Origin of the sequence: Micromonospora sp. NPDC051227 (genome assembly GCF_044455385.1) — a bacterium.
Lineage (GTDB): Bacteria > Actinomycetota > Actinomycetes > Mycobacteriales > Micromonosporaceae > Micromonospora.
In genome coordinates, this window is the sequence record NZ_JBITET010000003.1 from 147,895 (window position 1) to 165,162 (window position 17,268).

General features: G+C 70.0%; 15 protein-coding genes and 1 pseudogene. All 16 read right to left on the reverse strand.

Annotation, left to right across the window (positions count from 1 at the left end):
- Positions 1-3: 3 nt before the first annotated feature.
- Positions 4-321 carry an NADH-quinone oxidoreductase subunit NuoK gene (nuoK, locus tag ACIA47_RS08640; RefSeq protein WP_203121620.1) on the reverse strand — a complete coding sequence of 106 codons (318 nt, stop codon included), beginning with the start codon at positions 319-321 and terminating at the stop codon, positions 4-6.
- The gene (locus ACIA47_RS08645; protein WP_203121622.1) at positions 321-1,091 is read right to left on the reverse strand and encodes an NADH-quinone oxidoreductase subunit J; all 771 of its coding nucleotides are present in this window, start codon (positions 1,089-1,091) and stop codon (positions 321-323) included. The genes nuoK and ACIA47_RS08645 overlap by 1 nt, the downstream gene beginning before the upstream one ends.
- On the reverse strand, positions 1,088-1,729 hold the full coding sequence (gene nuoI, locus ACIA47_RS08650) for an NADH-quinone oxidoreductase subunit NuoI (protein WP_203121624.1): 642 nt from the start codon (positions 1,727-1,729) through the stop codon (positions 1,088-1,090). Before nuoI ends, ACIA47_RS08645 begins: the two co-directional genes overlap by 4 nt.
- A 1-nt stretch (position 1,730) precedes the next feature.
- Complete coding sequence (gene nuoH / locus ACIA47_RS08655; protein ID WP_203121626.1) at positions 1,731-3,083, reverse strand: NADH-quinone oxidoreductase subunit NuoH; 1,353 nt, start codon at positions 3,081-3,083, stop codon at positions 1,731-1,733.
- Positions 3,080-5,581 (reverse strand): NADH-quinone oxidoreductase subunit G, encoded by a 2,502-nt coding sequence (locus ACIA47_RS08660; protein ID WP_203121628.1) that lies wholly within the window; start codon positions 5,579-5,581, stop codon positions 3,080-3,082. The genes nuoH and ACIA47_RS08660 overlap by 4 nt, the downstream gene beginning before the upstream one ends.
- On the reverse strand, positions 5,581-6,897 hold the full coding sequence (gene nuoF, locus ACIA47_RS08665) for an NADH-quinone oxidoreductase subunit NuoF (protein ID WP_396706607.1): 1,317 nt from the start codon (positions 6,895-6,897) through the stop codon (positions 5,581-5,583). The genes ACIA47_RS08660 and nuoF overlap by 1 nt, the downstream gene beginning before the upstream one ends.
- The gene (gene nuoE, locus ACIA47_RS08670) at positions 6,894-8,084 is read right to left on the reverse strand and encodes an NADH-quinone oxidoreductase subunit NuoE (protein ID WP_396706609.1); all 1,191 of its coding nucleotides are present in this window, start codon (positions 8,082-8,084) and stop codon (positions 6,894-6,896) included. Before nuoE ends, nuoF begins: the two co-directional genes overlap by 4 nt.
- Positions 8,085-8,136: 52 nt before the next feature.
- Positions 8,137-9,462: an NADH-quinone oxidoreductase subunit D gene (locus ACIA47_RS08675; RefSeq protein WP_091395578.1), complete on the reverse strand. Its 1,326-nt coding sequence runs from the start codon at positions 9,460-9,462 to the stop codon at positions 8,137-8,139.
- Positions 9,459-10,196 (reverse strand): NADH-quinone oxidoreductase subunit C, encoded by a 738-nt coding sequence (locus ACIA47_RS08680; RefSeq protein WP_396706611.1) that lies wholly within the window; start codon positions 10,194-10,196, stop codon positions 9,459-9,461. The genes ACIA47_RS08675 and ACIA47_RS08680 overlap by 4 nt, the downstream gene beginning before the upstream one ends.
- Positions 10,193-10,870, reverse strand: coding sequence for an NADH-quinone oxidoreductase subunit B family protein (locus ACIA47_RS08685; RefSeq protein ID WP_030486262.1), 678 nt, complete (start codon positions 10,868-10,870; stop codon positions 10,193-10,195). Before ACIA47_RS08685 ends, ACIA47_RS08680 begins: the two co-directional genes overlap by 4 nt.
- A gap of 14 nt (positions 10,871-10,884) precedes the next feature.
- Positions 10,885-11,250 (reverse strand): NADH-quinone oxidoreductase subunit A, encoded by a 366-nt coding sequence (locus tag ACIA47_RS08690; protein ID WP_007454588.1) that lies wholly within the window; start codon positions 11,248-11,250, stop codon positions 10,885-10,887.
- Between the two features lie 134 nt (positions 11,251-11,384).
- On the reverse strand, positions 11,385-12,662 hold the full coding sequence (locus ACIA47_RS08695) for a geranylgeranyl reductase family protein (protein WP_396706613.1): 1,278 nt from the start codon (positions 12,660-12,662) through the stop codon (positions 11,385-11,387).
- 139 nt (positions 12,663-12,801) lie between these two features.
- Positions 12,802-13,026: a hypothetical protein gene (locus tag ACIA47_RS08700; protein WP_091395588.1), complete on the reverse strand. Its 225-nt coding sequence runs from the start codon at positions 13,024-13,026 to the stop codon at positions 12,802-12,804.
- 86 nt (positions 13,027-13,112) lie between these two features.
- Complete coding sequence (locus ACIA47_RS08705) at positions 13,113-13,823, reverse strand: demethylmenaquinone methyltransferase (protein WP_396706615.1); 711 nt, start codon at positions 13,821-13,823, stop codon at positions 13,113-13,115.
- A gap of 759 nt (positions 13,824-14,582) precedes the next feature.
- Positions 14,583-15,647 (reverse strand): annotated as a pseudogene (locus ACIA47_RS08710) (cell wall anchor protein); the annotation flags it as partial.
- Positions 15,648-16,021: 374 nt separating this feature from the next.
- The gene (gene mqnC, locus ACIA47_RS08715; RefSeq protein WP_196920655.1) at positions 16,022-17,212 is read right to left on the reverse strand and encodes a cyclic dehypoxanthinyl futalosine synthase; all 1,191 of its coding nucleotides are present in this window, start codon (positions 17,210-17,212) and stop codon (positions 16,022-16,024) included.
- Between the last annotated feature and the right edge of the window lie 56 nt (positions 17,213-17,268).

A 17,268-nucleotide genomic window follows, 5' to 3' on the forward strand; every position in this document is an offset into this window, starting at 1 on the left:
CCTCTAGTACTTGAGCAGGTTGGCGTCGTCGACACTCGCCGAGCGTCGCGTCCGGAAGATGGACATGATGATCGCGAGCCCGACCACGACCTCGGCCGCCGCCACCACCATCACGAAGAACGCCATGATCTGGCCGTTGAGGTCACCGTTGATCCGGCTGAAGGTGACCAGCGTCAGGTTGGCCGCGTTGAGCATCAGCTCCACGCACATGAACAGCACGATCGCGTTGCGCCGGACCAGCACCCCGGCGGCGCCGATGGTGAACAGCACCGCGGCGAGCACGAGGTAGTAGGTCGGCTCGACCGAGAAGAACGTTTCCATTACTTGTCCGTCCCCTTCAGCGAGGTCTCCTCGGCGGTCAGCTCGCGCTGCGGAAGGATCGCCGGGGTGCTGCGGTCGGTCAGGCGGCCGTCGGGCAGCCGTGCCGGGGTGGCCACCGAGGAGGAGGTCGCGAAGACGCCGGGGCCCGGCTTCGGGCCGGGGTAGTTGCCCGGGGCGAAGCGTGCCTTCATGGTCGACACCTGGTCGATCTTGTCCTGCTTACGCCGCTCGATGTGGGCCAGCACCATGGCACCGACCGCCGCGGTGATCAGCAGCGCCGAGGTCAGCTCGAACGCGAAGACGTACTTGGTGAACAGCAGCCGGGCGATGCCCTGCACGTTCCCCTCGGCGTTCACCTGCTCGAGACCGACCGTGTTGGTCCGGTCCAGTGCCTGGTAGAGCCCGGTGCCGACCAGGCCGGCGAAGCCCAGGCCGAGCACGATCGCGGCGACCCGCTGGCCGCGCAGCGTCTCGATCAGCGAGTCCGTGGAGTCCCGGCCGACCAGCATCAGCACGAACAGGAAGAGCATCATGATCGCGCCGGTGTAGACGATGATCTGCACCATGCCGATGAACGGACCGGCCTGGAGGACGTAGAACACGCCCAGGCAGAGCATGGTCAGCACCAGCCACAGCGCCGAGTGCACGGCGTTGCGCGCGGCCACCATCCCGATCCCGCCGATCAGCGCGAGCGGGGCGAGGATCCAGAAGGTGACCGCCTCGCCGGTGGAGACCGAACCCGCTGCGGCGAGCACCGTAGACGTGGTCATGCTCCCTCTCCCTTGCCGGCCGCCACCCGCTGGGCGGCCTGCTCGGCGCCCGGGAACGTCACGCCGGGGTGCTCCTCGACCTGGTAGCGGCCGGGGCCCATCGGGGACGTCTCCGCACCGGCGGAGGTGCCCGGGTTGTCCAGCGCGCCGACGTAGTAGTCCTTCTCGCTGTCACCCAGCCGCATCGGGTGCGGAGGCTGCTCCATGCCCTCCAGCAACGGCGCGAGCAACTGCTCCTTGGTGAAGATCAGGTCCTGCCGGTTGTCCCGGGCCAACTCGTACTCGTTGCTCATGGTGAGCGACCGGGTCGGGCAGGCCTCGATGCACAACCCGCAGAAGATGCAGCGGGCGTAGTTGATCTGGTAGATGCTGGCGTACCGCTCACCCGGCGAGAAGCGCTGCTCGTCGGTGTTGTCGCCACCCTCGACGTAGATCGCGTCCGCCGGGCAGGCCCAGGCGCACAGCTCGCAGCCGATGCACTTCTCCAGGCCGTCCGGGTGCCGGTTGAGGATGTGCCGCCCGTGGTAGCGCGGCGCCGACACCGGCGGCTTGAACGGGTAGTCGGTCGTGACGACCTTCCTGAACATGTGCGAGAAGGTGACACCGAATCCCTTGAACGTTCCGGTGATCGCGCCCACGTCACACCTCCCTGGAGTCCGAGCCGGCAACGATGTTGGCCGGCTCCCGCTCGGCGACCACGCGCGTGATGCGCGGGCTCGGTGGTACCTGAAGATCCATCGGTGGCAGCGGGAAGCTCCCGTGCGGCCGGTTGTCGACCTGTTCCTGCGTCGTCGGCTTCGGCTTCGGGCGCCGGCTGGGCCAGAAGATCGTGGCGATCAGCAGGATGCCGGCCGGGATGCCCACGGCGATCATCTTGCCTCGGGTGTCCCAGTCCTCGATGGAGCGCAGGCCCGACAGCACCAGGATCCAGGCCAGGTTGATCGGCAGCAGCACCTTCCAGCCGAGCCGCATGAACTGGTCGTACCGCAGCCGGGGCAGCGTGCCACGCAACCACACGAAGACGAAGACCAGGGCGATCACCTTGCCGAAGAACCAGAGCATCGGCCACCAACCGGAGTTGGCGCCCTCCCAGATGGTGATCGGCCAGGGGGCTCGCCAACCGCCCAGGAACAGCGTGGTGGTGACCGCGGACATGGTCACCATCGCGACGTACTCGCTGAGCATGAAGAGCGCGAACTTCAGCGAGCTGTACTCGGTCATGAAGCCGGCGACCAGCTCGGACTCGGCCTCGGGCAGGTCGAACGGCGCCCGGTTGGTCTCACCCACCGTGGCGATGAAGAAGATGATGAAGCTCGGCAGCAGCAGGATCGCGTACCAGCCCGGTGCCGGGATGGTCTGGCCGAAGACGGTCAGCTGCGTGCCGTCGCCCTGAGCGGCGACGATCCCGCTGGTGCTCATCGTGCCGGCGGTCATGAAGACCGCCACGATGCTGAGCCCCATGGCGACCTCGTAGGAGATCATCTGGGCGCTCGACCGGAGACCACCCAGCAGCGGGTACGTCGAGCCGGAGGCCCAGCCCCCCAGCACGATGCCGTAGACGCCCATCGAGGAGCAGGCGAGCAGCAGCAGCACCGCCACCGGCACATCGGTGACCTGCAACGGCGTGTGGTGACCGAAGATGCTCACCATCGGGCCGAACGGCACCACCGACAGGGCGGTGACCGCGCAGATCACCGAGATGGTCGGGGCGAAGAAGTAGACGACCTTGTCGGCCGCCTTCGGCAGGATGTCCTCCTTGAAGGCCATCTTCAGGCCGTCGGCGAGGGTCTGCAGCAGGCCGAACGGGCCGACCTGGTTGGGGCCGGGCCGCACCTGCATGTAACCGACCACGCGCCGTTCGAACCAGACGCCGAGCAGCGTGGCCAGCAGACCGAAGGCGAACGCGAAGACAATCTTGCCGAGAACCAGCCACCACGGATCCCGGCCGAAGTCGGCAAGCGTGGGGTCCTGGGCCAGGATTGACGGAGTCACTGTGCACCCCCGGAGTTGAGGAGCGGGAGACCGGTCTCGTCGGCCGCCACGCGTCCGGCCGGGATGGCCGTACTCGGTGCGGGGACGGAGATCCGGACGACCGCGCCGGACGTCGCCCCGAGGCTGCGCCGCACGGTCGAGCCGGGTGAGTTGGTCGGCAGCCAGACCACGCCGTCCGGCATCTCGGTGAGTTCCGCCGGCAGGGTCAGCGCCCCTCGGTCGGTGCCGACAGTGACCGCGTCACCGTCGACCACACCGAGCGCCTCGGCGGTGCCCTTACCCAGCCGGACCACCGGCGGACGGGCGGTCCCGGCGAGGTTCTCGTCGCCCTCGGTCAGGGTGCCGAGGTCCACCAGCTGGTGCCAGGTGGCCAGCACGGCCTCCCCGGCGTTCGGCTGCGGCACCCGGCCCGGTGCGACCGACGGCGCGGCCGGCCGAGACATCCGCGTCGCCGGCAGCGTGCCCAGCTCACGGCGCACGCTCAGCACGTCAGCAGTGCCGAGGCGTACGTCGAGCAGCGCGGCCAGCGCGTCGAGCACCCGACCGTCGGTCATCGCGGCGGTGTTCAGCACCGCCTCGAACGGGCGCAGCCGGCCCTCCCAGTCCAGGAAGCTTCCGGCCTTCTCGGCCACCGGGGCGACCGGCAGCACCACGTTCGCCCGCCGGGTCACCGCGCTGGCGCGCAGCTCGAGGCTGACCAGGAACGGCACCGCGTCCAGGGCGGACTCGGCCAGTCGCGGGTCGGCCAGGTCGGCAGGGTCGACACCGCCGACGACCAGCGCGCCGAGCTGCCCGTTGGCGGCCGCGGTCAGGATGCCGTCGGTGTCGCGCCCGGCCTGGCTCGGGATCACCCCGGCCGGAATGTCCCACGCCTCACCCAGCTCAGCCCGGGCGGCCGGCTCGGTGACCAGGCGTCCACCGGGAAGCAGGTTGGGCAGGCAGCCCGCGTCGACCGCGCCGCGGTCACCCGCGCGCCGCGGCACCCAGGCCAGCTTCGCGCCGGTACGCCGGGCCACGTCGGCCGCGGCGGAGAGCCCACCCGGCACTGTGGCCAACCGCTCGCCGACGATCAGGATCGCGCCCGGTGCGCTCAGCGCCTCGCTGACCGTGGCGTGCTCGGCGAGCACGCTGGCCTCCTCGCCCGGCACCACCCGGGCCAGCTTGGCACCGAGCTTCTCCAGGCCGCGGGTGGCGAAGGGCGCCAGCGCGTACACCGTCAGGGTCTTCTTCAGGTACGCCTTGCGAAGCCGCAGGAAGAGGATCGGGCACTCCTCCTCGGGCTCCAGGCCCACCAGCACCACCGCCGGCGCGTTCTCCACGTCGGTGTAGGTGACGTCGGTGACCCCGGCGACCGAGCTGGCCAGGAAGTCGGCCTCCTCGCGGGAGACCGGGCGGGCCCGGAAGTCGATGTCGTTGGTGTTCAACGCGACCCGGGCGAACTTGGCGTAGGCGTACGCGTCCTCGACGGTCAGCCGACCGCCGGTGAGCACCGCAGTGCCCTGCCCGCTCTCCCGAGCGATGTGCAGCCCCTCGGCGGCGACGGTGAGCGCCTCACTCCAGGACGCCTCGCGCAGCTCGCCGGTGTGCTCGTCCCGGACCAGCGGAGTGGTCAGCCGGTCGGCGGCCCGGGTGTACTGGAAGCCCCAACGACCCTTGTCGCAGTTCCACTCCTCGTTCACCGCCGGCTCGTCGCCGGCCAGCCGGCGCAGCACCTTGCCACGCCGCCAGTCGGTGCGCTGCCCGCAGCCGGCCGAGCAGTGCTCGCAGACGCTCGGGCTGGAGACCAGGTCGAACGGGCGGGCGCGGAAACGGTACTGGGCACCGGTCAGCGCGCCCACCGGGCAGATCTGCACGGTGTTACCGGAGAAGTAGGAGTTGAACGGGACATCCCCGGCGTCGCCCTCCTCGCCGTAGGCGTCGTCCCGGTAGATGTTGATCTCCTCGGCGGACGACCGGCCCATCAGGTCGATGAACTTGTCGCCGGCGATCTCCTCGGAGAACCGGGTGCACCGCTGGCAGAGCACGCAACGCTCGCGATCCAGCAGCACCTGGCTGCTGATCGCCATCGGCTTCTCGTACTCCCGCTTGTGCTCGTGGAAGCGCGAGTCGGTGCGGCCGGTGGACATCGCCTGGTTCTGGAGCGGGCACTCGCCGCCCTTGTCACACATCGGGCAGTCCAGCGGGTGGTTGAGCAGCAGCAGCTCCATCACCCCCTCCTGCGCCTTCTTGGCCACCGGGGAGGTGATCTGGGTACGCACGACCATGCCGTCGGCGACGGTCTGGGTGCAGGAGGCGACCGGCTTGCGCTGCCCCTCCACCTCGACCAGGCACTGCCGGCACGCGCCGGCCGGGGCCAGCAGCGGGTGGTCGCAGAACCGGGGGATCTCGGTGCCCATCTGCTCGGCGACCCGGATCAGCAGCGTCCCCTTGGGGGCGGTGACCTCGACGCCGTCGATGGTGAGGGTGACGGTCTCGGTCTGCTTGGCTACGTCGGTCATCAGTGCGCCCCTACCAGGGTCTTCTCCGACAGCTTGGGTGCGGTCCGACCCTCGATGTAGTCGAGGTAGTCCTGCTTGAAGTACTGCAGCGAGGAGGTCACCGAGCTGGTCGCGCCGTCACCCAGACCGCAGAACGAGCGGCCGAGGATGTTGTCGCAGGTGTCCAGCAGGGTGTCCAGGTCTTCGTGGGTGCCCTGACCGGCGAGGATCCGCCGGTAGACCCGGACCATCCAGTAGTTGCCCTCACGACACGGGGTGCACTTGCCGCACGACTCGTGGTGGTAGAACTCCAGCCATCGGTACGTCGCGTAGACCGGGCAGTCCTGGTCGGAGAAGATCTGGGTGGCCGTGGTGCCCAGGATCGAGCCGGCCGCCGCCACCCCTTCGAAGTCCAGTGTTACGTCCAGGTGCTCAGCGGCGAGCAGCGGGGTGGACGAGCCGCCCGGGGTCCAGAACCGCAGGCTGTGGCCGGGCTGCATGCCACCGGCCAGTTCCAGCAGCTCGCGCAGCGTGACACCCATCGAGCACTCGTACTGGCCAGGGTTGGCGACCCGGCCGGAGAGCGAGTAGATCATCGGCCCGGAGGACTTCTCGGTGCCCATGCTCTTCCACCAGTCGGCCCCACCGAGCACGATCGGCGGCACGCTGGCGATGGTGCCGACGTTGTTCACCACCGTCGGGCTCGCGTACAGGCCGTGGGTGGCCGGGAACGGCGGGCGCAGCCGGGGCTGACCCCGGAACCCCTCCAGGGAGTCCAGCAGCGCCGTCTCCTCGCCGCAGATGTACGCCCCGGCACCGGAGTGCACCACCAGCTCCAGGTCGTAGCCGCTGCGCAGGATGTTGCGGCCCAGGTAACCCTTGTCGTATGCCTCCTGGACCGCGTTGCGCAGCCGACGCGCGGCGTGCACCGCCTCGCCCCGGATGTAGATGTAGGCGCGGGCGGCCCGGATCGCGTACGACGCGATGATGACGCCCTCGACCAGCGCGTGCGGGTCGTGGGTCATCAGCGGCAGGTCCTTGCAGGTGCCCGGCTCGCCCTCGTCGGCGTTCACCACCAGGTAGTGCGGCTTGCCGTCGCCCTGCGGAATGAAGCCCCACTTGAGGCCGGTGGGGAAGCCGGCGCCGCCTCGGCCCCGCAGCCCGGAATCCTTGATCAGCTGGATCAGGTCGTCCGGGTGCGCCTTGAGCGCCTTGCGCAGCGCGGCGTAGCCGTCCAACTGCTCGTACGTGCCGATGCGCCAGGCGTCCGGCGACAGCCAGCGCTTGGTCAGCACCGGCGTCAGCTTGGCCAGCGTCTCCGGGCGGGGAGTGGTCACTTCTGGGCCCCCGTTTCGTTCGCGTCCGCCGGTCCGGCGCCGTCGGCGTCCGTCCCAGCCTTCGCTTCGGTGAGGTTGCGCTCCTGCGCCCCGGCCTCGTCGCCGGCGGGCTTGCCGTCGCCGGCCGGCGCGTTGGCCGCCACGCCGGCGGCCTCGGCCGCCCGCGCGTCGCCAGCCTCGGGCGCGGTGCCGGTGCGGTCCGCCGGGACCTTCGTGCCGGGGGCGTCCGCCACTGCGGTATCCGCGTCCGGCTGCCGGGTCTCGGCGGTACGCACCTGCGGCGACTTGTCATCCGGTGCCTTGACGTCCCGCGTGGTGCTGCCGGTGGCGTCGGCCGGCTTCGCCGGCTCGGTGGCGTCTGCCGGCTTCGCCGGTTCGGTGACTCCGGTCGGGGCGGACGCGCCGTCGCCACCCTTGACCGGCGCCGCGCTGGCCTCGACGGGCGCCGGCTTGGCGGCCTCCGCCTTCGCCTTCGCCTCGGCGGCGGCCTTGTCGGCCTCGGCCTTGCTGCGGATCGGGGTGTTCGGGTCGAAGCCCGGCACCGAGACGCCGTGCTGCTGGGCCAGCCGCAGCCCGCGCAGGGTGGGCTCGCCCGGCCCGCCGTCGGCGACCGCACCGTCGCGCTCGTCGGCGAAACCGGCGAGCTGCACCGCCATCTCCTTGAGGGTGCAGAGGCGGGCACCCCGGGTCGGCATCGGCCGACCGCCGGCCCGCAGCTCGTCGACCACACCGACAGCGGTGGAGGCGTCCACGCCGTCGAAGAAGTCGTAGTTGACAGTCATCACCGGGCCGTAGTCGCACGCCGCCAGGCACTCGGCGTGCTCCAGCGTGATCGTGCCGTCGGCGGTGGTCTCGTCGTGCCCGACGCCGAGGTGCTCGGCGAGGGTGTCGTAGACCTCCTGGCCACCGAGCACGTTGCACATCGTGTTGGTGCAGACGCTGACCAGGAAGTCACCGGTCGGCTTGCGCTTGTACATCGTGTAGAAGGTGGCCACCGCGCCGACCTGGGCCTTGTTCAGCCCCAGCACCTCGGCGCAGAACGCGACCCCGGCCGGGGAGACGTACCCCTCTTCGGCCTGCACCAGGTGCAGCAGCGGCAGCAACGCCGAGCGGGACCGGTCCGCCGGGTAACGGGCGATGATCTCGCGCGCCCGCTCCCGGGTCTCGTCAGTGAAAGTCGTCGTCATCAGAGCCGCCTTCCGTTCGCGACTGCGGGGCTCGCAAGCTCACTCCTCGCACTCACCTGTCACACCCGCCCATGACCGGGTCCAACGAGGCGCCGCCGGCGATCACGTCGGCGATCAGACCGCCCTCGGCCATCGCCGGGAGGGCCTGCAGGTTGACGAAACTCGGCTCCCGGTAGTGCACCCGGTAGGGCCGGGTGCCACCGTCGGAGACCGCGTGGACGCCCAGCTCGCCGCGGGGCGCCTCGATGGCGACGTACACCTGGCCGGGCGGAACCCGGAAGCCCTCGGTCACCAGCTTGAAGTGGTGGATCAGCGACTCCATCGACTGACCCATGATTTTCGCGACGTGCTCCAGCGAGTTGCCCATGCCGTCCACGCCGATGGCGAGCTGCGCCGGCCAGGCGATCTTGCGGTCGGCGACCATCACCGGGCCCGGACGGAGCCGGTCCAACGCCTGCTCGACCAGCTTCATCGACTCCCGGATCTCGGCGAGCCGGACCTGGTAGCGACCCCACACGTCGCCGTCGGGGTGGGTCGGCACGTCGAACTCGTACGTCTCGTAGCCGCAGTACGGCATGGTCTTGCGCAGGTCCCAGGCGAGGCCGGCGGAGCGCAGCACCGGGCCGGTGATGCCGAGGGCCACGCAGCCGGTGACGTCCAGCACCGCGACGTTCTTCGTCCGCTCGGTCCAGATCGGCTGGCCGGAGAGGAGGTCCTCGTACTCCTTGAGCTTCTTCGGCATCATCTTGAGGAACTCGCGGATCTTGACGATCGCCTCGTCCGGCACGTCCTGCGCCACACCGCCCGGCCGCACGTACGCGTGGTTCATCCGCAGACCGGTGATGGTCTCGAAGATGTCGAGGATGTACTCCCGCTCGCGGAAGCCGTACAGCATGATCGAGATCGCGCCCAGCTCCATGCCGGTGGTGGCCAACCAGACCAGGTGCGACGAGATCCGGTTGAGCTCCATCATCAGCACGCGGATCGTGGTGGCCCGCTCGGTGATGTCGTCGGTGATGCCGAGCAGCTTCTCGACCGCGAGGGCGTACGCCGTCTCGTTGAAGATCGGGGCGAGGTAGTCCATCCGGGTCACGAACGTCGAACCCTGGACCCAGTTGCGGTATTCGAGGTTCTTCTCGATGCCGGTGTGCAGGTAGCCGACGACCGAGCGGGCCTCGCGGACCGTCTCGCCCTCCAGCTCCAGGATCAGCCGCAGCACCCCGTGCGTGGACGGGTGCTGCGGACCCATGTTGACCACGATCCGCTCATCGTTGATCGGGTCGGTGCCCGAGACGATCGTGTCCCAGTCCCCACCGGTGACGGTGAAGACCCGACCCTCGTCGGTTTCGCGCTCGCTGGCGTAGTTCGACGTCGTCACTGGTACGACCTCCGCGTGTCCGGCGGCTGGATCTCCGCGCCCTTGTACTCGACGGGGACGCCGCCGAGCGGGTAGTCCTTGCGCTGCGGGTGGCCCTCCCAGTCGTCCGGCATGAGGATCCGGGTCAGGTTGGGGTGGCCGTCGAAGACGATGCCGAACATGTCGTACGCCTCGCGCTCCTGCCAGTCCGCCGTCGGGTAGATGGCGGTCACGCTGGGCAGGTGCGGGGCTTCGACGGAGACCGCGGCCTCCAGCCGGACCCGCCGCCGGTACGTCATCGAGGTGAGCAGGTAGACCACGTGCAACCGGCGCTCGTCGGCGCCCAGGTAGTCCACGCCGGACACCGAGGAGCACAGCTCGAACCGCAGCGCCAGGTCGTCCCGCATCACCTGGCACACCTCGGCGATCCGCTCCGGGCGTACGTGCAGGGTCAGCTCACCCCGGTCGACCACGACCTTCTCGATGGCGTCGTTGAAGGCCGGGTACGCCTCCTCCAGCGCGTCGCGGACCTCGTCGAAGTAGCCCCCGTACGGCCGGGACGCCTCCTCGATGGGCTGGCGCTGGCGGACCAGGCCGCCGTAGCCGGACACGTCGCCGGTGCCCTGGTTGCCGAACATCCCGCGACCCGCCGGGCTGGCCGGCGGGTACTCGGCCGGGGCGGTGCTGCTGGCGCCGACCGGCGTCACCGGGACCGGCACTCCGCCGTCGTTTGGCTTGTCGGTGGGTGACGTCATTTCGGGCCTGCCTGCGGGTGGAGGTGGTTCTGAGCGTTCATCCAGTTCTCGATGCGCAGCTGCTCCTCGCGGCCCTCGCGGACCGCCCGGGTCCACTCGGCGCGCCGGGCCTTGTCACTGCGGTACGAGGAGGGCATCGAGCCGTAGGGCACGACCGGAACGTCGCCGCGCTCCTGGCGGGCCGCCAGCATCTTGCGGCCGTTCGGGCCCAGCGGCTCATACATGATCTTCTCGCGGAGCTTGAGGATCGCGTCGATGAGCATCTCCGGCCGGGGCGGGCAGCCGGGCAGGTACATGTCGACCGGCACGACGTGGTCGACGCCCTGCACGATCGCGTAGTTGTTGAACATGCCGCCGCTGCTGGCGCAGACGCCCATCGAGAGCACCCAGCGTGGCTCAGCCATCTGGTCGTAGATCTGGCGCAGCACCGGGGCCATCTTCTGACTCACCCGGCCGGCCACGATCATCAGGTCGGCCTGCCGGGGCGACGCCCGGAAGACCTCCATGCCCCAGCGGCCCATGTCGTAGTGCGGACCACCGGCGGCCATCATCTCGATGGCGCAGCAGGCCAGGCCGAAGGTGGCGCCCCACACGGACGACTTCCGAGACCAGTTGACCAGCTTCTCCACCGAGGTGAGCAGGACGCCGGCGGGAAGCTTCTCCTCGATGCCCATCTGACGTTCCTTCCTCAGTCCCAGTCCAGGCCGCCGCGCCGCCACACGTAGGCGTACGCAACGAAGACCGCGACGATGAACAGGACCATCTCCACGAAGCCGAAGATCGGCAGAGCGTCGAACGAGACCGCCCAGGGGTAGAGGAAGATGATCTCAATGTCGAAGACGATGAAGAGCATCGCCGTCAGGTAGAACTTGATCGGGAACCGCCCGCCGCCGACCGGCTGCGGGCTGGGCTCGATGCCGCACTCGTAAGCCTCGAGTTTGGCCTTGTTGTAGCGACGGGGACCGGCGAAGCGGGCGGCGCCGACGGAAAACAGCGAGAACGCCGCGGCGAGGGCGAACAGCCCGATGATCGGTGCGTAAGGCGAGAGCGACATCGTTTTCTCCTGCTCGTCCTTCCCTGCCTCGGTGCTTGACGAAAATCACACTATTCACGTCCCTCGCAGTGGCAGTCGGCGGGGGTCGATCTTTGTCGGCATCGGCGCCGTGACCAGGGCCGATGCCGTCCTACTTATACGGCTGGGGCGGCCTTCGTCATCGCGTTGATGACCCGATCCATCGCGTCCCCGCCACGCGGGTCGGTCAGGTTGGCCAACAGCTTGAGCACGAAACGCATCAGCGTCGGGTGCGGCATGCCGTGTTTGGTGGCGATCCGCATGATCTCGGGGCGGCCGATCAGTTTCACGAAGATGCCGCCCAGTCGGTAGTAGCCGCCGAGCCGGGCCTTCAGCTCGTTCGGGTACGCCAGCAGGGCGCGCTCGCGTTCCGGGCCGGCCGGGCGGGCGAGGGCCTGGACCATGACCTCCGCGGCCAGTTCGCCGGACTCCATCGCGTACGCGATGCCCTCACCGTTGAACGGGTTGACCATGCCGCCGGAGTCGCCGACCAGCAGCACGCCCCGGGTGTAGTGGGGCACCCGGTTGAAGCCCATCGGCAGCGCGGCACCGAGGATCGGGCCGTCGGCGTTGGTCTCGTCGGTCATCCCCCAGTCCTCCGGGGTGTTGGCGAGCCAGTCGGTGAGCAGCCGGCGGTAGTTGGTCTTGCCGAACGCCGAGGACGAGTTGAGCACGCCAAGCCCGACGTTGACCCGCCCGTCACCGAGGCCGAAGATCCAGCCGTACCCGGGCAGCAGGTTGTCGCCGCTGTCCTTGCTGCGCAGCTCCAGCCAGGACTCCAGGTAGTTGTCCTCGTGCTTGGCCGGCGAGCGGTAGTAGCGGCGGACTGCCACACCGATCGGCCGGTCCTCCCGCTTGGCCAGCCCGAGCGCGAGCGGGAACCGGCCGGAGACGCCGTCCGCCGCGACGACCAGCGGGGCGTGGAAGGTGGTGGGCTCCTTGCCCGGCCCGACCTCCGCCTCGACGCCGGTGACGCGGCCGTCGCCGTCGAGCACCGGGCCCAGCACGTTGACGCTGGTCCGCAGTTTCGCGCCGGCGGCCACCGCCCGCTGGGCGAGCAGGTCGTCGAAGTCCAGGCGCGTGCGCACCAGACCGTAGTTGGGGAAGCTGGCCAGCTCCGGCCAGTCCAGTTCGAGGCGCACCCCGCCGCCGATGACCCGCAGGCCGCGGTTGTGCAGCCAGCCCGCCTCGGGTGAGGTGTCCACACCCATCCGGATGAGCTGGCGCACCGCGCGCGGGGTCAACCCGTCGCCGCAGACCTTCTCCCGGGGGAAGTCGGTCTTCTCCAACAACAGCACCCGTACGCCGTGCCGGGCCAGGTGGTACGCAGTCGCTGACCCACCGGGACCGGCGCCCACGACAATGACGTCGGCGTCGTGTTCCACCGCAGTCATTCGCGCCTCCTCCCGCACGCTCGTGAAATGCTTCACAAGCCAGACGGGACGAGTGTATGACCGGCGTCATACCAGCGCAGGATCAGGGGTACCTAACTCGCCGATGTGACACCAGACCACGGTCCACAGCGGTCAGGTGTCAGGCCGGGCTGGAGGCGTCCAGGCCCGCGTCGACCCGAATTGTCTCCGGTAGATGCTCGCGGAGCGCTCCACCCGCCGCCCGGTCCAGTGCCGCCAGCACCTCGGCGACCACCTGCCGAACCTCCACCGGGTCGGCCCCGGCCAACTCGCGCAACTGAGAGATGAGTTCGGCCGCGTCGTCGTCGGTGGCGGCCACCGGGTCCGCCGGGTCTGCTCCGGTCATGCGATCGAGCGTACGGGGCAAAGTGGACTAAAGACCGATATTCACGAAATCTGAATAATGTCCGCGCTGTCCGTACCGGTCGCCCACTACTCGCGGATCCCCCGGTGCAGGGCCACCACGCCACCGGTCAGGTTGCGCCACGTCACGCGCCCCCACCCGGCCGCGGCCACCCTGCCGGCCAGCGCGGACTGCGCCGGCCAGGCCCGGACCGACTCGGCGAGATAGACGTACGCCTCGGGATTGCTCGACACCGTGCGGGCCACCGCCGGCAGCGACCGCATCAGGTACGACAGGTAGACCGTCCGGAAGACCGGGTTGACCGGGGTGCTGAACTCGCAGACCACCAGCCGGCCGCCCGGCCGGGTCACCCGGGCCAACTCACGCAACGCCGCGTCGGTGTCGTTGACGTTGCGCAGCGCAAAGGAGATGGTCACCGCGTCGAAGCTGGCGTCGGCGAACGGCAGTCGCAGCGCGTCTCCCGCCAGCAGCGGCACCTCGGGCCGCGCCCGCTTGCCGGTGTGCAGCATGCCGAGTGACAAATCGGCCCCGACCGCGTACGCCCCGGACTGAGCCAGCTCGCGCGTCGAGACGCCGGTGCCCGCACCCACGTCCAGCACCCGCTCGCCCGGCCGCAGCCCGAGCGCCGCCCGGGTGGACCGGCGCCAGGAGCGATCCTGGCCCAGCGAGATCACCGTGTTGGTCAGGTCGTAACGCTCTGCCACACCGTCGAACATCGCGGCGACCTCGTGCGGCTGCTTGTCCAGACTGGCGCGCTGGCCCTGCGGGGTACGGCTCACCCCTTCACTCTGCCAGCCGCCCGCCAACCGACGTTCGCTGGGTGGGCGGCACGCACCCCCGTACGCGAAAGGGCGGGGTGGTCGCCCACCCCGCCCTCACGTCGTGCCTGCGTTCGTGACACCTCGGTCCGAACGCGGGTTGCCATCGCACCCGTCGCGATCGCGCCTCTTCTGCGCGCGCCGGTCAGGGCGTCGGTGTCAGTCGGTCGACTTCTCGTCGGCCGGCGAGACCAGAACCACCTTGCGGCGACGGGTGAGCACCAGCAGCGCCCCACCCACCAGCAGGATGATCACGCCGATGCCGCCGATCAGGCCGACCTGCACACCGGTCACCGGCAGGCCGCCGCCGCCCGTGCCGCCACCGCCGGAGCCGCCACCGGCACCCGGCGAGACGGTAGTGCCCGGCGTCGGCGTACCGCTGGGGATCGGCGTCGGAGTGGCCGTCGCGGTCGGCGTGACAGTCGGCGTCGCGGTCGGCGTGACCGTCGCGGTCGGGGTGACCGTCGCGGTCGGCGTGACCGTCGGGGTCTCCGTTGCGGTCGGGGTCGGCGTAACCGTGGGCGTCTCCGTCGGAGTGACCGTCGGCGTCGGGGTCGGCGTCTCGGTCGGGGTCGGCGTCTCCGTCGGGGTCGGCGTCTCCGTCGGCGTCGGCGTCTCCGTCGGCGTCGGCGTCGGCGTCGGGGTCGGCGTCTCGGTCGGGGTGACCGTCGGCGTCGGGGTCGGCGACTCCGTCGGGGTGACCGTCGGCGTCGGGGTCGGCGACCCCGTCGGGGTGACCGTCGGCGTCGGCGTCGGCGACCCCGTCGGGGTGGCCGTCGGCGTGGGCGTGGGCGTCGGATCGACGGCCAGGTCGACGAAGACGTCGAAGATCGCCTGGTTGTCGCCCTCGTCGATCTCGGTGAAGGCCTTCCGCTGGGCGGTGCTGGCCCGCCGCGGCTGCTCCTCGGGCTTGCCGGCTGCCACGTCCAGGCCGTGCGCCACCAGCTCGCCGACCCGCAGCACCGGCTCGGTGACGTCCTTGCCGACGGTCACCTTGATGTCCGCCGTGTAGTAGTCACCGGGCCGGATCACCGCGCCGTCGTCCTGGCAGAGCGCCTGAGCGACGCCGAAGGTCTGCGTGGTGCAGGTGTCCGGCAGGGTGTCGAAGGTGACGCCCGCCGGGAGGGTGAGCACGTAGGCGAGGCCGGTGGCCTTGCGGCTGCCGTCGTTGTAGACCGCCCAGTCGACCGGCACCGTCTCGCCCGGCCGCACCGGCCGCAGGTCGGGGTCGTCGCCGTTGACGCCGTTCAGCACGACGTTCGCGTTGACGTCCTGCACCCAGCTGGTCAGGTCGTACCCCGGCTCGGTGACGGTGATGTCGTGCTCGACCCTGTTGTCTTCCTCGTTGGGGTCCTCGGTGTCGGAGCGGATGGTGACCACCAGGGTGCCGGCGGCGCCCTTACCACCGGTGGAGAAGATCGGAATACCGAAGTCCTCGCTGGTGCCGGCGGCCAGGTCGCCGAGGCGGCAGGTGAACTTCTTGCCGTTCACCCGGCAGCCGTCGGGCACCACGACCCGGACCTTGTTCGTCTTCAGCTTGCTGGTGTCCACCGTGTAACTGACACCCTTGGCGTCTTCCTCGCTCCGGGTGTTGTCGACAGTGAACTTGAACGGCTTGCTCTTGGCCTCCGTGACACCCTTGGCCAGGTTGTAGCTGAGCGGCACCAGGGCCAGATCGGCCTCCTCGGCGGCCAGCACCGGAGCGGCCACGGCGGCGATGCCGCCGGCCGCGAGCAGCGCCACGACACTGGCGCGAACCAGGGTCGAGCGGTGGAACGCTGTCATCAGTCCCCCGGGGGTAGGGAAGAAAGAATGGTTGCGGAACGAGCGGACGCTATCGGAGGCCGATCTTCCACGCCAGCAGGCGGAGCTGTTTTCAGCCGTCCGGTCCGAGCTGGGCAGACAGTACGGGCGGGATGGTCACCCATCCCGCCCGTACTGCCGTGCGTTATATGAACGACCCGCAGCGGGCCGATGGAGGACTGCCCCATCCGTCGACGGTGGTGACGGATATGAGCCGGGACGCTAGCCGCAGACGATCACCTCCACCAGCCCCGCACCGGACAGCCTGACGCTGCGGCGGCCGGGACCACCCGTACCGCCGGGGTGATCCGGCGGGAGCATGAGCGTCGATCAGCCGAACGGTCGGGCGTCGACCGTCAGCTGACGTCCACCAGGGGCAGGGACTTCCCGGCGCCACCGCCGGGCAGCGCGATCGAGGAGAAGTGCGAGACCACTCGCTCATCGGTCGGGTCGTCGGCCGGCGTGTGGTGCACGGCCAGCCGGTTGTAGAGGGTGTCGCGCTGCGCCGGGATCCGGTCCGCCGAGCGGATCATGCCGATCAGCTCGTGCAGGTTGGAGCGGTGCCGGGCACCGGCGGAGGAGATGACGTTCTCTTCCAGCATGATCGAGCCGAGGTCGTCAACGCCCATGTGCAACGCGAGCTGCCCGACATCCTTGCCGGTGGTCAACCAGGACGCCTGCAGGTGCGGCACGGTCTCGAAGAAGAGCCGGGCCACCGCGACCAGGCGCAGGTATTCCAAGGTGGTCGCCTGGGTGCGGCCCTTCAGGTGGTTGTTCTCCGGCTGGTACGTCCACGGGATGAAGGACCGGAAACCGCGGGTGCGGTCCTGCACGTCACGGATCATGCGCAGGTGCTCGATCCGTTCGGCGTGCGTCTCGCCGGTGCCCATCATCATGGTGGCGGTCGACTCGATGCCCTGCCGGTGGGCCAGCTCCATGACCTCCAGCCAGCGCTCGCCCGACTCCTTGAGAGGGGCGATCGCCTTGCGGGGCCGCTCGGGCAGCATCTCCGCGCCGGCGCCGGCGATCGAGTCCAGGCCGGCGGTCTTGATCCGGGCGATGGCCTCGTCCAGGCTCACCCCGGAGACCTTGGCCATGTGCAGGATCTCGCTGGGACCGATCGAGTGGATGACCAGCTGCGGGTACGCCTGCTTGACCGAGGAGAACAGCTCCTCGTAGTACTCCACGCCGTAGTCCGGGTGGTGCCCGCCCTGGAGCATCACCTGGGTGGCGCCCAGCTCGACCGCCTCGCCGCACCGGCGCAGGATCTCCTCGGTCGGGTGGGTCCACCCTTCCTTGTGCTTGGGCGCCCGGTAGAACGCGCAGAACTTGCACGCCGTCACGCAGACGTTCGTGTAGTTGATGTTGCGGTCGATCAGGTAGGTGACGACGTTGTCCGGGTAGCGCCGCCGACGCACCGCGTCCGCCGCCTCGCCCAACGCGTGGAAGGGCGCCTCGGTGTAGAGCAGCAGCGCCTCCTCGGGCGTGATCCGCCCGCCGTCCGCGCCGCGCTGCAGGATGTCGTCGATCTCCCGGCTCACCGTCACACCCCGAGCCTACGTCGGCCCACCCGACTCGACCGCCGGACCCCGGCGGGGTGCGG

Excerpts from the sequence above, each read along its gene's own strand:
- nuoE (WP_396706609.1), bottom strand. The coding sequence starts at position 8,084 with ATGACGACGACTTTCACTGACGAGACCCGGGAGCGGGCGCGCGAGATC.
- ACIA47_RS08695 (WP_396706613.1), bottom strand. The coding sequence starts at position 12,662 with ATGACTGCGGTGGAACACGACGCCGACGTCATTGTCGTGGGCGCCGGT.
- ACIA47_RS08690 (WP_007454588.1), bottom strand. The coding sequence starts at position 11,250 with ATGTCGCTCTCGCCTTACGCACCGATCATCGGGCTGTTCGCCCTCGCC.
- ACIA47_RS08645 (WP_203121622.1), bottom strand. The coding sequence starts at position 1,091 with ATGACCACGTCTACGGTGCTCGCCGCAGCGGGTTCGGTCTCCACCGGC.
- ACIA47_RS08680 (WP_396706611.1), bottom strand. The coding sequence starts at position 10,196 with ATGACGTCACCCACCGACAAGCCAAACGACGGCGGAGTGCCGGTCCCG.
- ACIA47_RS08660 (WP_203121628.1), bottom strand. The coding sequence starts at position 5,581 with ATGACCGACGTAGCCAAGCAGACCGAGACCGTCACCCTCACCATCGAC.
- ACIA47_RS08700 (WP_091395588.1), bottom strand. The coding sequence starts at position 13,026 with ATGACCGGAGCAGACCCGGCGGACCCGGTGGCCGCCACCGACGACGAC.
- nuoK (WP_203121620.1), bottom strand. The coding sequence starts at position 321 with ATGGAAACGTTCTTCTCGGTCGAGCCGACCTACTACCTCGTGCTCGCC.
- ACIA47_RS08685 (WP_030486262.1), bottom strand. The coding sequence starts at position 10,870 with ATGGGCATCGAGGAGAAGCTTCCCGCCGGCGTCCTGCTCACCTCGGTG.